Annotated in this window: 12 protein-coding genes and 1 pseudogene; 6 read left to right on the forward strand and 7 right to left on the reverse strand. The window is 74.8% G+C overall.

Features of this window, described 5'->3' with window-relative positions; translation table 11 throughout:
- Positions 1-124 precede the first annotated feature (124 nt).
- Both Phou_RS33790 and Phou_RS33795 read right to left on the reverse strand, forming a co-directional pair.
- Entirely contained in the window at positions 125-2,701 is a 2,577-nt protein-coding gene (locus tag Phou_RS33790; RefSeq protein ID WP_173063799.1) for an ATP-dependent Clp protease ATP-binding subunit, read from the reverse strand.
- Between the two features lie 91 nt (positions 2,702-2,792).
- Positions 2,793-3,545, reverse strand: a complete 753-nt coding sequence (locus Phou_RS33795; RefSeq protein WP_173063802.1) for a glycoside hydrolase family 16 protein — start codon at positions 3,543-3,545, stop codon at positions 2,793-2,795.
- 78 nt (positions 3,546-3,623) lie between these two features.
- Between Phou_RS33795 and Phou_RS33800 the strand changes: the two genes are divergently transcribed.
- Positions 3,624-4,040, forward strand: a complete 417-nt coding sequence (locus Phou_RS33800; RefSeq protein ID WP_173063805.1) for a nitroreductase/quinone reductase family protein — start codon at positions 3,624-3,626, stop codon at positions 4,038-4,040.
- Between the two features lie 98 nt (positions 4,041-4,138).
- Here Phou_RS33800 and Phou_RS33805 read toward each other — a convergent pair whose 3' ends face one another.
- Together Phou_RS33805 and Phou_RS33810 are read right to left on the reverse strand one after the other, a co-directional pair.
- On the reverse strand, positions 4,139-5,218 hold the full coding sequence (locus Phou_RS33805) for a hypothetical protein (RefSeq protein ID WP_173063808.1): 1,080 nt from the start codon (positions 5,216-5,218) through the stop codon (positions 4,139-4,141).
- 26 nt (positions 5,219-5,244) lie between these two features.
- Positions 5,245-5,568, reverse strand: coding sequence for a PadR family transcriptional regulator (locus Phou_RS33810; RefSeq protein WP_173064987.1), 324 nt, complete (start codon positions 5,566-5,568; stop codon positions 5,245-5,247).
- Between the two features lie 114 nt (positions 5,569-5,682).
- Here Phou_RS33810 and Phou_RS33815 point away from each other — a divergent pair, with 114 nt between their 5' ends.
- A complete protein-coding gene (locus Phou_RS33815) occupies positions 5,683-5,859 on the forward strand; it encodes a DUF4236 domain-containing protein (protein WP_173063811.1) in 177 nt (58 codons plus the stop codon).
- Positions 5,860-5,915: 56 nt separating this feature from the next.
- Here the strand turns inward: Phou_RS33815 and Phou_RS33820 are convergent, their stop codons facing one another.
- The gene (locus Phou_RS33820) at positions 5,916-6,743 is read right to left on the reverse strand and encodes an SAM-dependent methyltransferase (RefSeq protein WP_173063814.1); all 828 of its coding nucleotides are present in this window, start codon (positions 6,741-6,743) and stop codon (positions 5,916-5,918) included.
- A gap of 35 nt (positions 6,744-6,778) precedes the next feature.
- On the opposite strand from Phou_RS33820, the gene Phou_RS33825 reads away from it, so the two are divergent.
- Positions 6,779-7,819: a TRM11 family SAM-dependent methyltransferase gene (locus tag Phou_RS33825; RefSeq protein ID WP_173063817.1), complete on the forward strand. Its 1,041-nt coding sequence runs from the start codon at positions 6,779-6,781 to the stop codon at positions 7,817-7,819.
- A 275-nt stretch (positions 7,820-8,094) separates the two neighbouring features.
- On the opposite strand, the gene Phou_RS33830 is transcribed toward Phou_RS33825, so the two are convergent.
- On the reverse strand, positions 8,095-9,303 hold the full coding sequence (locus Phou_RS33830) for a low temperature requirement protein A (RefSeq protein ID WP_173063820.1): 1,209 nt from the start codon (positions 9,301-9,303) through the stop codon (positions 8,095-8,097).
- 70 nt (positions 9,304-9,373) lie between these two features.
- Between Phou_RS33830 and Phou_RS33835 the strand changes: the two genes are divergently transcribed.
- Complete coding sequence (locus Phou_RS33835; protein ID WP_173063823.1) at positions 9,374-10,390, forward strand: NADPH:quinone reductase; 1,017 nt, start codon at positions 9,374-9,376, stop codon at positions 10,388-10,390.
- Positions 10,391-10,610: 220 nt separating this feature from the next.
- On the opposite strand, the gene Phou_RS33840 is transcribed toward Phou_RS33835, so the two are convergent.
- Positions 10,611-11,735: a glycosyltransferase family 9 protein gene (locus tag Phou_RS33840; RefSeq protein WP_173063826.1), complete on the reverse strand. Its 1,125-nt coding sequence runs from the start codon at positions 11,733-11,735 to the stop codon at positions 10,611-10,613.
- Positions 11,736-11,796: 61 nt separating this feature from the next.
- On the opposite strand from Phou_RS33840, the gene rfaE2 reads away from it, so the two are divergent.
- Both rfaE2 and Phou_RS33850 read left to right on the forward strand, forming a co-directional pair.
- On the forward strand, positions 11,797-13,386 hold the full coding sequence (gene rfaE2, locus Phou_RS33845; RefSeq protein ID WP_281365110.1) for a D-glycero-beta-D-manno-heptose 1-phosphate adenylyltransferase: 1,590 nt from the start codon (positions 11,797-11,799) through the stop codon (positions 13,384-13,386).
- Positions 13,383-14,191, forward strand: a pseudogene (locus Phou_RS33850) (glycosyltransferase family 2 protein). Before rfaE2 ends, Phou_RS33850 begins: the two are co-directional and overlap by 4 nt.
- Positions 14,192-14,198: the final 7 nt, after the last annotated feature.

The following is a 14,198-nucleotide window of genomic DNA, read 5'->3' on the forward strand; positions in this document are numbered from 1 at the left end:
CGCGTCCCGCCAGCGCGGCCGACCTCGCGCGGCCCCGCCTCGCGCGGCCCCGCCTCGCGCGGCCCCGCCTCGCGCGGCCCCGCCTCGCGCGGCCCGCCTCGCGCGGCCGACCTCGCGCGGTTGATCAGGGAGTTGGTGGGCGTGTCGGTCGGCGTGTCCGTCCACGAGGTCCCTGATCAACGGGGAGGGGCGGGGCGGAGGCCGTCTGCAGGCGGGGAGTGACCTCGAAGGTGAGGGTGCCCTCGTCGCCGGCGTCGACCCGCACCTCCTGGCCGGCCGAGAGGCGGCCGTCGAGCATCATCTCGGAGAGGTGGTTGTCGACCTCGCGCTGGATGGTGCGGCGCATCGGGCGCGCGCCGTACTGCGGCTCGTAGCCCTCGTCGACGAGCCGGCCGATCGCGCCGCGGGTGAAGTGCACGGTGATGTTCTGCGCGTGCATGCGGCGGCGGGTCTGCTCCAGCATCAGGTCGGTGATCTCGGCGAGCTGCTCCGCTGACAGGCGCTGGAAAACCACGATCTCGTCGATCCGGTTGATGAACTCCGGCCGCAGCTCCTCGCGCAGCCGGCGCATCACGCGGTCGCGCACGTCCTGGTCGCCGTCGCTGCCCGCGGTGGCGAAGCCGAGCGCCTGGTCCTGGTTGATGAGCTCGGAGCCAAGGTTGCTGGTCATGATGAGCACGGTGTTCTTGAAGCTGACCGTGCGGCCCTGGCTGTCCGTCAGGCGGCCGTCGTCGAGCACCTGGAGCAGCAGGTTGAAGACGTCCGGGTGGGCCTTCTCGATCTCGTCGAGCAGCACCACCGAGTACGGGCGCCGCCGCACCGCCTCGGTCAGCTGCCCCGCCTCCTCGTAGCCGACGTAGCCGGGCGGCGCGCCGACCAGGCGGCTGACCGTGTGCCGCTCCTGGAACTCGCTCATGTCCAGCCGCACCATGCGGTCCTGGTCGCCGAACATCGACTCGGCCAGGGCCCGCGCCAGCTCGGTCTTGCCCACGCCGGTCGGGCCGAGGAAGAGGAAGCTGCCGATCGGCCGGTTCGGGTCGCCGAGGCCGGTGCGGGAGCGGCGGATGGCCTGCGCCACCACGCGTACCGCGTCCTGCTGGCCGACGAGGCGCTCGTGCAGCCGCTGTTCGAGGTTGGCGAGGCGGTGCCGCTCCTCCTCGCTGAGCTGCCGCGCCGGGATGCCGGTGGCCCGCGAGACCACCTCGGCGATGTCGTCGGGCGTCACCTCCGACACGCCGTTGGGCCCGCCCGCCGCCTCGGACACCTGCCGCCGCAGGTCGCTGAGCTCGTCGCGGAGCTGGCTGGCCCGCTCGTACTGCTCGTCGGACACCGCCTGGTCCTTGTCGCGGCACAGGTGTTCGATGCGGCGCTCCAGGTCGCGCACGTCGGTGGCCGGTGCCCGGCTGCGCAGCTGCACCCGCGCGCCGGCCTGGTCGATCAGGTCGATCGCCTTGTCCGGCAGGAAGCGGTCGGTGAGGTACCGGTCGGACAGCTCGGCCGCGGAGACCAGCGCCTCGTCGGAGAAGCGCACGCCGTGGTGCGCCTCGTACCGGTCGCGCAGCCCGCGCAGGATCTCCACCGTGTCCTCGACGCTCGGCTCGGGCACGAGGATGGGCTGGAAGCGGCGTTCGAGTGCGGCGTCCCGCTCGACGTAGCGGCGGTACTCGTCCAATGTGGTCGCACCCACCACGTGCAGCTCGCCGCGGGACAGGGCGGGCTTGAGCATGTTGGCCGCGTCGGTCGCGCCCTCCGCCGAGCCGGCGCCGACCACCGTGTGTATCTCGTCGATGAAGACGATGAGGTCGTCGGTGTTGGCGCGGATCTCGTCGATGAGGTTCTTGAGGCGCTCCTCGAAGTCGCCGCGGTAGCGGGTGCCGGCGACGAGCCCGGTCAGGTCGAGCTGCACGAGGCGCTTGCCGGTGAGCGTGTGCGGCACCTCGCCGTCGACCATGCGCTGCGCCAAACCCTCGACGATCGCCGTCTTGCCGACGCCGGCCTCGCCGATCAGGACCGGGTTGTTCTTGGTACGCCGGGCGAGCACCTCCACGCACTGCTCGATCTCCTGCGCGCGGCCGACGACCGGGTCCACCTTCCCGTCGCGGGCGAGGCCGGTGAGGTCCCGCCCGTACCGGTCGAGCGTGGGCGTCGGGGTCGGCGCGGGCGCACCGGGCTGCCCAGGGCCCTGGCCCTGGCCCAGCGCGGCCTGGCGCAGCGAGTCCGGGGTCACTCCGTGCGCGGCGAGCATGCGGCCGGCCTCGGAGTCCCGGTTGACCACCAGCGCCAGCAGGATGTGCTCGGGGCCGAGGTAGGAGGCGCCGAGGGTACGCGAGATCTGGTGCGCCTGCAGCAGCGCCCGCTTGGCCGCCGGCGTGAGCGTGGGAGGCTCCTCCCGCGGCTCGCCGCGCCGCGCCCGCCGCTCGATGTCCGAGGCCAGCGAGCTCGGGTCGTCGCCGGCGCGGGCCAGCAGCTGGCGCAGCGGCTCGCGCTGGCAGACCGCCCACAGCAGGTGCTGGGTGTCCAGGTCGGGGCTGCCCCACTCGCCGGCCTTCTGCGCCGCGCTCTGGATCAGCTCGCGCGCGTCCTGGCTCATCAGCCTGGCCAGGTCGATGCGCCGGCCCTGCTGCGCGCCGAAGAACTGTGCCAGGAACTCCTCGAACGGGTCCTGGCCGAACTGGCCCCCGTCCCAGTACCCGCTCGTCATGCGCCCCCACCTCCGGTCCCGTGCCTTCCCCTACCGGCTCGGGCTACCCCGACAGTATCGGGACAAAACGTGGCGCACCCGTGCGATATGGTCAGTCCAGTGGGTGGCCGACGATGCGGGAGACGACCATCTCTGGCACCGGGGGCCGCTCGTGTGACGGGTCACCCTTCGCCGGGAAGTCGAACACGCCGACCATCAGCTGCACCGGGTAGTCGGGGGCCTGGGCGACCGTGCGCACGACCTCACCGTCCACTGTGAACACGAGCGAGCCGGGGCGCCAGTCGACCGCGTACGTGTGGAAGTCGGACACGTCGAGCGGGAGCGGGTCGGCCGCGAACTCCTCGGTCAGCGACGGGTCACGGAAGGCGTGCAGGCCCATGCCGACCGCCGCCGTGCCGTCGCCGACCGCGTCGCCGAAGATCTCGGCCACGCAGATCTCGCCGGAGTGCTCCGGGCGGTCCTCGATGCCGGAGAGCCAGAACGCGAACATCGAGCGCTTCGTCACGTGGCCGCGCATGCGGATCCCGATGTGCCCGTACCGCGGGGTGTAGCCCCGGAAGTCCGGCTGCTCCTCGCGCACGGTCAGCCCCTCCGCGAAGGGCTGCTGCCCGGTGCGGCCGCCGCTCTGCACGCACGAGACGCGCAGCGGCTCGGGATGCCGGTCGGGGCACCACAGCGGCTGGTGCGGCGGGATGGACAGGCGCAGCTCGCCGCCGCGAACGGCGTGTGTCGCCCGGCTCGCCGCGCGGGAGCTCCAGTGCGGCAGGTAGTGGGGGAGCCACACGCTCGGGTCCAGCGCCTCGCCCTCGAAGCGCTCGTCGAGGCTGTGCCGCCCGCTCTCCATACGCGCAGGGTACCGCCGTGAATGCTACAGTGACTCCAATATTGGGGTGACCACAAGATTGTGATCGGGGGAGTCGCCATGAGCGGGCGCAACCATCTCAAGCCGCCGTGGATGCAGCGCGCGGTGGGCAACCGGCTGGCGCCGGTCTTCAAGCCCTCGGTCGTCGGCAAGCTCTCGGTGCCCGGGCGGCGCAGCGGCCGGTGGCGCACCACGCCGGTCGCCGTGCTGGAGCACGCCGGCGAGCGCTACCTCGTCTCCGTCTTCGGCACCACCGACTGGGCGCTGGACCTGCGCGCCTCCGGCCGCGGCCGGCTTTCGCAGCGGCAGCGGGTCGAGGAGATCGGCGCGGTGGAGGTGCCGGTCGGCGAGCGGCGGCCGATCCTCGACGCCTACCTCGCGCGCTTCGCCAAGATGCCGCACGTCGGCGCCGCGTTTCGCACCCTGCCCGACCCGGCCGACCACCCGACGTTCCGGGTGGGGTCGGCGCCCCGCTGACCCGCCGCGTCGGGCCCCCTTGTCCGACCCGCGCCGCACGGTGCCCGGCCAGCCGACGCCGCGCGTGGCGCCCGCGCTTGCGCCGCGCCGGGCCCCGGTCAGCCGACCCGGCGGATCGCGGGCGCGCCCGCGCCGGACCGGGCGGCCGCCAGTGCCAGCCCGAGCAGGGCGGTGGCCACGCCGGCGAGGAAGAAGACGGACAGGGCCGGGAGGGCGAGCCACTCCCAGAACGGGTGCGGGATCGGGTGCGGCTCGTCGAGGTGGTGGTCGACCATCGACGGCAGCGCGACCGCCGACGGCGCCCACCAGAAGAAGAGCGTGGCGGCCAGGCACAGGACCGGCCCCACCCGGCCCTCGGTGCGGCGGCTGGCCCAGCCGAACAGCAGCCAGGCCAGCGCGGCGCCGAGCAGGCCGCCCGCGACGCCCGCCGGGAGCACGGCCGGCGGCGGGGTCCGCTGCAGGCCCACCGACAGGTACGGCGCGGCCGCGTCGACCCGCGGCTCGGTGAACGTGGCGGTCAGGACCGTGTCGCCACGCCCCGCGGTCACCGTGGTCATCGTGATCCTGGCCATCGCGGCGCACATCTTGTCGGTGCAGCTCTCGTAGGCGTCGGCGGACCGCGGATGGATCCGCCAGCCGGCGTGCCGCAGGCGCGCCTCCGCGCGGGTGACCGCCGCCGCGGCCGGCATCGGCGGCGCACCGGTCGCGTTGGCGGTGCCGGTGGCCTGGCTGTACTCCCCGCCGTCGGGAAACACGATGTGGTTGAGGTTTTCCAGCCGGACCCGCTGGCTGTAGAAGGTGAACAGCGCCGGCGCGACCTGGATGTCGGTGAACCGGTGCTCCGGCGCCACCTCGGCGAGGATCGCGGCCGTCTCGGCCCGGTCGGGCATCGGGCGGGCGGTCTCCCAGGCCAGGCGCGTGGCGACAGCCGCGCCGAACAGGCCGCAGATCGTGGCGGTGAGCGCCGCCCACACCACCACGGTGCGGCTGGCCGGCCGGCCGAGGCGGGCCCGCAGGCCGTGGCGCACGAGGTTGGCCGCCTCGCGGAGCGTGGGCCGGGTGCGGCCGGGCGGCGCGGCGTCCATCAACAGGCCGACCATCTCCTCGCCGCGGGACCGGCGGTACGCGCGGGGGTAGGTGAAAAGCAGGCGCTGGTAGCGGCGCTCGAGGTGGCTCACTGCCGGGCGTCCCTTCTGGAGAGTGGTCAGCTCGTCGCCGGGCGGTGGGCGGCGCGCAGCCGCGTGCGCGCGGCGGTGGCCAGCTGCTGCAGCCGCGTGGCCTCCGCGTCCAGCGCGGTCAGGCCCTCGGCGGTGAGCCGGTAGTAACGCCGCAGCCGGCCGTCGACCCGCTCGTCGCGCTCGTGCGCCACGAGCCCTTCGGCGGCCAGCCGGTCCAGCGCCGTGTAGAGCGTGCCGGGCAGCAGCCGCACCCGTCCTTTGGAGACGGTCTCGACCTCCTGCAGGATGCCGTAGCCGTGGCGCGGCCCCTCGGCCAGCGCCGTGAGGATGAGGAACGTCGGCTCGCGCATCGCGGTCACGCCCCGGACGATAGCTAATTGATCAATCTATCGTCAAGGCGCGTTTGTCGATCCACACGATCGGGCATCCTCTACACACCCGACCCCCGGAAAGGAGCCCGCACGATGGGCCTGATGTTTCGCAAGCGCAAGAAGATCGGCCCGCTGATCCTGAACTTCACGGAGAACGGCTACTCCTCGTGGAGCATCAAGATCGGACGCTGGTCGTGGAACTCGCGGGCCCGCGCGCACCGTGTCGACCTGCCCGGCCCGCTCTCGTGGAAGCAGGACAAGTCCCGCTGATTCTCGGCGGAATGGCCCTGGCCGCGGCCGCGGCCAGGGCCGTTTTTCGGCCCCGCTCAGGTCGCCGGCTTCTGCCCGACCGCGGCGAGCATGCCGGAGCGCCACGGCTCGCCGGCGAACGGGCCGACCGTCTCGTCCGGCCGCCACTCGGGCACCCACACCAGCCCCGGGTCGGCGACCGCCAAGCCGGCGAAGAACCGCTCGATCTCGGCGCGGGTGCGCAGGCCGACCGGCGTGGTCGTCTTCTTGTACGCCTCCTCGGCGCTGTCGAAGTCGTCCTTGCCCAGCCCGGCGAAGCCCTCCACAGAGGAGTGCGAGACGGCCAGCCAGCTGCCCGGCGCGACGGCGTCCAGCAGGGCGGCGACGTGCGGGTACGCCTCCTCGCCGGGCACGAAGTGGAGCACCGAGACGAGCAGTACCGCCACCGGCTGGTCCAGGTCGACGACGCCGGCGGCCGGCTCCTCACGCAGCCGGGCCAGCAGCTCGTCCGGCTCGCGCAGGTCGGCGCGGAGCACGGTGGCGCGCGGGTCGCCGGCCAGCAGCTGCCGGCTGTGCGTCACCGCGATCGGGTCGAGGTCGATGTAGACGGTCGCGGCCGCGGGGTCGAGCTGCTGGGCGATCTCGTGCACGTTGCCGACGGTCGGGATGCCGGAGCCGACGTCGACGAACTGCCGTACACCCGACGCGACCAGGAAGCGCACCGCCCGGCGCAGGAACGCGCGGTTGGCCTGCGCGATCCGCGGCAGGTCCGGGATCGCCGCGATCACCGCGTCGGCGGCCTGGCGGTCGGCGGCGAAGTTGTGGCCGCCGCCGAGGTAGTAGTCGTACATGCGGGCGGCGCTCGGCGTGTCGATGTCGACACCGCGTGCCCAGTCGCTCTCCATGTGCCCTCCACCCCCTGTGCGATACTCGCCCGATTATGACCATGTACGCCCTGCTCATCTCGCCCGGCACCAACCGCGTCTACGCCGACTCCGCCGTCGACCTGACCCGCACCGAGCTGGCCCTGTTCAGCGACACGGTGCTCGGCGGTCGCATCGGCGAGGCGGAGGTGGCGACGGTCGGCGGCGTGCGGTACGTGACCTTCGAGGCCGACGCGCTGACCGAGCGTGACCTCGCCCTGCTCAGCAACATGTCCTCGGCCTTCGCGCTCTTCGAGCGGGTCGGTGACCTGCTGCGCCCGGTCGAGCTGCGCCGCCTCGACCGCTACGACGACGACCTGATCACCATCCAGAAGTACGCCGGCAAGACCAACGAGCAGTTCACCAAGCTGCTGCTCAACGCGACGCTGCTCGCCTCCGCGTGGGCCGGCGAGCTGCTGGAGCGGCGCTTCCGGGTGCTCGACCCGCTGTGCGGCCGGGGCACCACGCTCAACCAGGCGCTGATGTACGGCTACGACGCGGCCGGCGTGGACCTCGACCAGAAGGACTTCGAGGCGTACCAGGCGTTCATCACCACCTGGCTCAAGCGCAAGCGGGTCAAGCACCGGGTGCTGGAGTCCGGCCCGGTGCGGCGCGAGCGGCAGGTGGTGGGGCGGCGGCTGCGGATCGAGTTCGCGCCGTCCAAAGAGGAGCAGAAGGCGGGCGCGGTCCAGCTGCTCGACGTGGTCAACGCGGACACCACGCGCGCCGGCGAGTTCTTCCGGCCGGCCACAGTGGACGTGGTCGTGGCCGACGCGCCGTACGGGGTGCAGCACGGCAGCCGCACCCCCGCGAAGGGCCTGGCCCGCGACCCCCTCGCGCTGCTCGCGGCGGCCGCGCCGGTCTGGGCCGGGCTGCTGCGCCCGGGTGGGGCGCTGGGCGTCTCGTGGAACACGTACGTGGCGCGGCGGGAGGACGCCGCCGAGGCGCTCGCCAAGGCCGGGCTGGACGTGCGCGAGGAGGGACCCTGGTCGCGGCTGCGGCACCGGGTCGACCAGGCCATCGTCCGCGACGTGCTGGTCGCGACGAAGCCGGCCTGAGCGGCCGCTCACCCGCCTGAGTCGCCGCTCACCTGCCTGAGCCACCACGTCGCCCGGCGCCAGTCCGCCCGCGCCGCGCCAAAGCCGGCCAACGGCGCGAGCCGGCCTGCGGCCAAAAGCCGCTCCGCGGCCAAAGCCGGTCAGCGGTAGGAGCCGGTCCGGGCACGAGCCGGTCCGCGGCCAAAGCCAGTCAGCGGCGGGGTCGGTCAGCGGCCCAAGCCGGTCAGCGGCCTAAGCCGGTCAGCAGCCGGAAGCCGGTCAAAGGCGGGAGCCGGTCAGCGGTCGCGGAGAAAGGCCATCGGGTCGGCGTCGACGCGGCCGAGCCGGTCGCGGCGCAGCACCGTGACGAGCACCGCCGCGCCGACCGCCCAGGCCGCGGCGGCCACGACGACGCCGGGTGCGGGCAGCACCAGGCCCAGCAGCGCGAGGCAGACGGTCGCGGCGGTGGCCAGCAGCCGCAGGAGCCGGACCCAGGCGCTGCGCGCCGGCGAGGAGAAGGCGCGGGTGCCGCCGAAGTAGACCGCCATGCCCACCGTGACGAACCAGGGCGCCGTGCCCGGCGGGTCCTCGTGCAGCGACAGGTCGACGCTGGCCGCGATCAGCAGCAGCGAGAACGCCGGCAGCAGGTGGCCGCCCGCGTAGAGCGAGTAGGCCAGCGCCGGGTTGCCGCCGGAGAGGCGCAGCAGCCGCTCGTTGACGTCGGCGGCGGAGTCGAAGTACACCCACCACAGCGCCGCGGCCAGCACGAACCCGCCGGAGACGCTCAGCCAGTAGCCGGTGTCCTGGTGTTGGCGGCCGACCGCGGCGACACCCACGGCGATCACCAGCTCGCCGAGCAGGATGATCATGAAGAGGCCGAAGCGTTCGGCCAGGTGCCCGGCGTCGACCGCGAGGCGGGCGTTCGCCGGCGGCTTGAACAGCGCCCGCAGCCGCGCCGTCCGGCTCCGCTCGCGCGGCTGGTCGCGGCGGTCGCCGAGCAGCAGGAAGCCGGCCTCCTGCACGAGCGCGACCGCCCACAGCACGTAGCACCACGGCCCGTCGAGCGCGGCCGACAGCGCGAAGATCGCCGCGGACGCCAGGTAGCTCCAGCCGGTGCGCCGCGCCTCCGGCCCGGACCGCCCGCCGAGCAGGAACGCCACGGCCAGCACGAGCCGCGCGCCGGCCAGCGCCAGCGCGAACCCGGCCGGGTGCCGCTCGAACGCGTGGTGCGCCTGGGTGGCCGCGATGGCGCACGGGATGGTGCCGGCGAGCACGAGCAGCCGGTACGTGGCGAGGCGGTCGTCACCCTGCCGGTTGTAGAGGACCGCGAAGCCGATCCAGGTCCACCACAGCGTGGCGAACAGTCCCAGCGCGCCGAAGACGCGGGCCCAGTCGGGCTCCTCGACGATCCCGTGCGCCACCTCGCGCATCGCGAACACAAAGATCAGGTCGAAGTACAGCTCCACCCAGCTGACCCTTTTGCCGCGAACTTCCGACTCGCCCACCCGCAGATTGTGCACCGCGCGGCGGGGAAGTTCGGTTAACTGACCGAGCAGACAGTCAGGAGGAGCGCCGATGAGAGCGGTGGTGTACACCCGTACCGGAGACCCGTCCGTCCTGGAGGTCGCCGACCGGCCGGTGCCCGAGCCCGGTCCCGGCGAGGTGCTGGTGCGGGTCGCGGTGTCCGGTGTCAACCCGACCGACTGGAAGTCGCGCCGCGCCGGCTCCGCGCCGCCCGGCGGCTGGCAGATCCCCAACCAGGACGGCGCGGGCGTGGTCGAGGCGGTCGGCGAGGGCGTCGACGCCGCACTGACCGGCGAGCGCGTGTGGCTCTGGGAGGCGGCGTGGCAGCGCCCGTGGGGCACCGCCGCCGAGTACACGCTGGTGCCCGCCCGCCAGGCCGTGCGGCTCGGCCCCGCCTCCTTCGACCTCGGCGCGAGCCTCGGCATCCCGTTCCTGACCGCGCACCGCTGCCTGACCGCCGGCGAGTCGATGCCCGACCGGATCAACGCCGGCGCCATGGACGGGCGGTTCGTGCTGGTGCAGGGCGGCGCCGGCGCGGTCGGCAACGCCGCCATCCAGCTCGCCCGGTGGGCCGACGCCACGGTCATCGCCACGGTCAGCGGCCCGGAGAAGGCCCAGCTCGCCGCCGCGGCGGGCGCCGACCACGTGATCGACTACCGGCGGCAGGACGTGGTGGCCGAGGTCCGGCGGATCTCCCCGCGCGGGGTGGACGCGGTGGTCGAGGTCGCGCCGGCCGCCAACGCCGAGGTCGACGCCCAGGTGGTCGCGGCGGACGCGTGCGTCGCGGTGTACGCCGACGACGGCACCGGATCGCTGACGCTGCCGGTGCGCCCGCTCATGGTCCCGAACGCGCGCTGGCAGTTCGTGCTGGTCTACACGCTGCCGGAGGCGGCCAAGGCCAAGGCGGTCTACGACGTGGCGGCCGCGGCGGCGGAGGGCGTGCTGCGGGTCGGTCCGGAGGCCGGGCTGCCGCTGCACCACTACCCGCTGGACGAGGCGGCCGCCGCGCACGCCGCGGTCGAGGGCGGTGCGGTGGGAAAGGTGCTGATCCTGACGAGCGACGCGTGAGTGCTCTGGCGCGGTGGCCGGTCCCCGCCCATACTGGCGGCCTCCGAGAAGAGGGAGGTCCGGATGAGCCGACGCGCACGCACCTGGCTGCTCGCCGTCCTCACCGCCGCCACCACCGGCACCGCGGTGCTGCTGGCGACGGCGGCGCAGGCCGGCATCCAGGGCAGCGGCTGAGTCGCCGCCCCGGCGGACCCGACCCGCGCGGCCGGGTCCGCCACGCTCAGTAGCCGATGCCCGAGCGGCGGCCGGCCAGCGGGCCGGCGGCGGCGCGGCGCGGATCGGTCAGGTCGTAGACGGCCTGCAGGACCTCCTCGACCGGCACGTCGTCCACAAAGGAGTCACTGTGGACGCAGCCGCCGCCGTCGCGCGCCGGGTAGATGTCGCGCGTGCAGTCCGCCCCGCACACCGGGCAGTGCACGCGCCAGGACGGGATCGGGCGGTGGCGGCCGCGGAAGGGCGGCGCGCTGTTGACGAGGTTGCCGGCCCAGTAGACACCCACGCTCGGCGTGCCCACGGCGGTGGCCAGATGCAGCGGGCCGGTGTCGTTGGCGACGATCGCGGCCGAGCCGGCCAGCAGGCCCACCAGCCCGCCGAGGGACAGCTCGCCGGCGAGCGTGCGGACGCGCCGGTCCACCGCGCCGACCCGCGCCACGACATCCCCTTCGTCCGCGGTGCCGGTCACCACAGGCTCGTACCCCCGTGAAATGAGCGCGCGCGCGACGAGCCCGAAGCGGCCGGCGGACCAGCGCCGCCGCGGATCTGTCGCCCCCGGGTGGATGACCACCCGGCGCCGCGACGGCGCCCCCGCGACCCGGCGGGCCTCGGCCACGTCGGCGGCGGTGACCGCGAGCGCGGGCTCGACGGTGACCGGCGCGGCGCCGACGAGCCCGACCACCTCCAGGTAGCGGGCGACCTCGGACTGGTAGTAGGCGTACGGGACCCAGCGGTCCAGCGGCGGGCTGCCCGGCGCGCGCAGGCCGGCGGTGACGCGGGCGCCGAGCGCGGCGACGATCCGGTTGCTCGTGCGGCCGCCGCCGTGCAGCTGCACGGCGAGGTCGAAGGGGGCGGTGCGGGCGTTCGCCAGGAAGTCCCCGACCGGCACGGACGCCTCGCCCGGCCCCGGCGGCCGCAGCCCCTCGACCGGCGGCAGGATCGCCACGCCGTCGACCGGGCCGGGGCGGCCGGTGAGCAGCTCCGCGTGCAGCGGGCCGCCGAGCAGGACGATCTCGGCGGCGGGGTACGCCGCCCGCAGCGCGTCGAGCGCCGGCAGCGCGAACACCAGGTCGCCGAGCGCGTTGGCGCGCAGGACCGCGATGCGTCCGACGCCGTCGATGAGGCCGCCCATCCTCTCCGGCTACCCGATCATTTCCGCGTTTATCCGGGCGTAGGAGTGGAAACCGGCGCGCGTGGACGAGGACAACCCCGCGGCCGCCGTCGACGCCTGGCGCGGCCTTCCGGTGCTCGTGGTGGGCGACGTGATGGTCGACGAATGGCGGTTCGCGGACGCCGACCGGATCTCCCGGGAGGCGCCCGCGCCGGTGCTCACCCTCCGCCGCCGCCAGGTCTGCGCCGGCGGCGCCGGCAACGCGGCCGCCAACCTGGCCGCGCTGGGCGCCCGCGCGGCACTCGCCGCCGTGGTGGGCGACGACCCCGCGGCGGAACGGCTCGCGTCGCGGCTCGCCTCCGACGGCGTCGAGGACCGCATGATCCGGGTACCGGCGCGGAGCACCCCGGTCAAACGGCGCCTGCACGCCGCCGGGCAGATCGTGGCGCGCGAGGACGAGGACGGCGGCGGCCCGCTGCCACCCGCCGCCGTCGACGCGCTGATCCGGACGCTGGAACGCGCCACCGAGTCGGTGCTGGTCATCGCCGACTACGGGCTGGGCGGGCTGCCCGCGCCGGTGCGGGAGTGGCTGGTGCGCCACCGCGACCGCTTCGGCCTCGTCGCGCTGGACGCGCACGACCTGCGCCCGTGGCGCGGCGTGGCGCCCAGCGTGATGGCGCCGAGCCTGCCCGAGGCACGCCTCGCCGCCGGCCTGTCGTTGCCGCGCTCCGCCGGGTTGGTTCGCCTTTCGCCGCTGTCCGGTGGGTTGGCTGGCCTCTCGCCGTCGTCCGGTGGGTCGGCTCGCCTCTCGCCGTCGTCCGGTGGGTCGGCTCGCCTTTCGCTGCCGTCCGCTGTTGCCGCGGACCCGTCGTCGTCGCCGGCCGCTCTCGCCGCCGCGCTGCGGGACGGCTTCCGGGCCGGGGTCGTCGCCGTGACCCTCGGCGCGGACGGCGCCGTGGTGGCCGGCCCGCACAGCGCGCACGAGACCAGCGCCGCCGCGGCGCCGGAGGCGCACACGGTCGGCGCGGGCGACGCCTACCTGGCCGCGTTGACCCTCGCCCTCGCCGCCGGCGCGCCCGTCGAGGCGGCCGCCGGGATCGCACAGGCGGCCGCCGGCGTCGGCGTGGCGTGCGAGGGCACCTGCGTCTGCGACGCCGAACCGCTGCGCGCCGCGCTCACCGGCCAGGCGGCGGTCGTCGGGGCGGACGGGCTGGATCGGGTCGTGCGGCGGCACCGGGCCGGGGGCGCGCGCGTCGTGTTCACCAACGGGTGCTTCGACGTGCTGCACCGCGGCCACGTGAGCTACCTGCGGCAGGCCCGCGACCTCGGCGACCTGCTGGTCGTCGCGGTCAACTCGGACGCCGGCGTACGCCGCCTCAAAGGCCCCGGCCGCCCGGTCGTACCGGTCGAGGACCGGGTCGCCGTGCTCGCCGCACTGTCCTGTGTGGACCACGTCGTGGTCTTCGAGGAGGACTCGCCCGCCGGCCTCATCGAGCGGGTCCGCCCCGACCTGTACGTGAAAGGCGGCGACTACCCGCCCGAGCTGGTGCCCGAGGCGGCGCTGGTGCGGCGGCTGGGCGGCGAGGTGCGGACCCTCGGGTACGTGCCGGACCGCTCCACCTCCGCCATCATCGACCGGATCCGCGCCCACCAGCGGGAGCCGGCACCGTGAACGGCGTCGACGTGCTCATCCCCACCCGGGACCGCCCGGCGGCGCTCGCCACCACCCTCGCCGGCCTCGCCGCGCAGGAGGGGGTCACCTTCCGCGTGACCGTGAGCGACCAGTCGGACGGCCCGCCGAGCTGGGCCGACCCGGCGGTCGAGGGGCTGGCGCGCATCCTGCGCCACCGCGGCCACCCGGTGCTGCTCGGCCGCCACCTGCCGCGGCGCGGGCTGGCCGAGCACCGCGCACACCTGCTCGCCGGCGCCACCGCCCGCTACGTGCTCTGCCTGGACGACGACGTCTGGCTGGAACCGGCCGCGCTGGCCCGCCTGGTCACCGCGATCGGCGAGCTGCGGTGCGGCTTCGTGGGAAACGCCGTGCACGGCCTGTCCTACCGCGACGACGTGCGCCCCGAGTCGCACCGCCAGTACCAGCAGTGGGACCGGCGCCCCGAGCCCGAACGCGTGCGCCCGGGCAGCCCCGAGTGGTGGCGCGCCGGCCTGCACGCCGCCGCCAACCTGCTGCACGTCACCGAGCGGCTGCGGCTCGCGCCGGGAGAGTGGCGGGCGTACAAGGTCTCCTGGATCGGCGGCTGCGTACTCTTCGACCGCGCCAAGCTCGTCGCCGCGGGCGGCTTCGACTTCTGGCGCCGCCTGCCCCCGACCACCAGGGCGAGGACGCGGCCGCGCAGCTCGCGGTGCTCGAACGCCACGGCGGCGCCGGCATCGTGCCCAGCGGCGCCTACCACCTGGAGGTCCCCACGACGGTGGTGGACCGCCGCGTCGAGGCGTGGGAGGTCACCCTCCGCGACTAGCTTGTGC

Source organism: Phytohabitans houttuyneae (genome assembly GCF_011764425.1).
Classification (GTDB): Bacteria; Actinomycetota; Actinomycetes; order Mycobacteriales; family Micromonosporaceae; genus Phytohabitans; species Phytohabitans houttuyneae.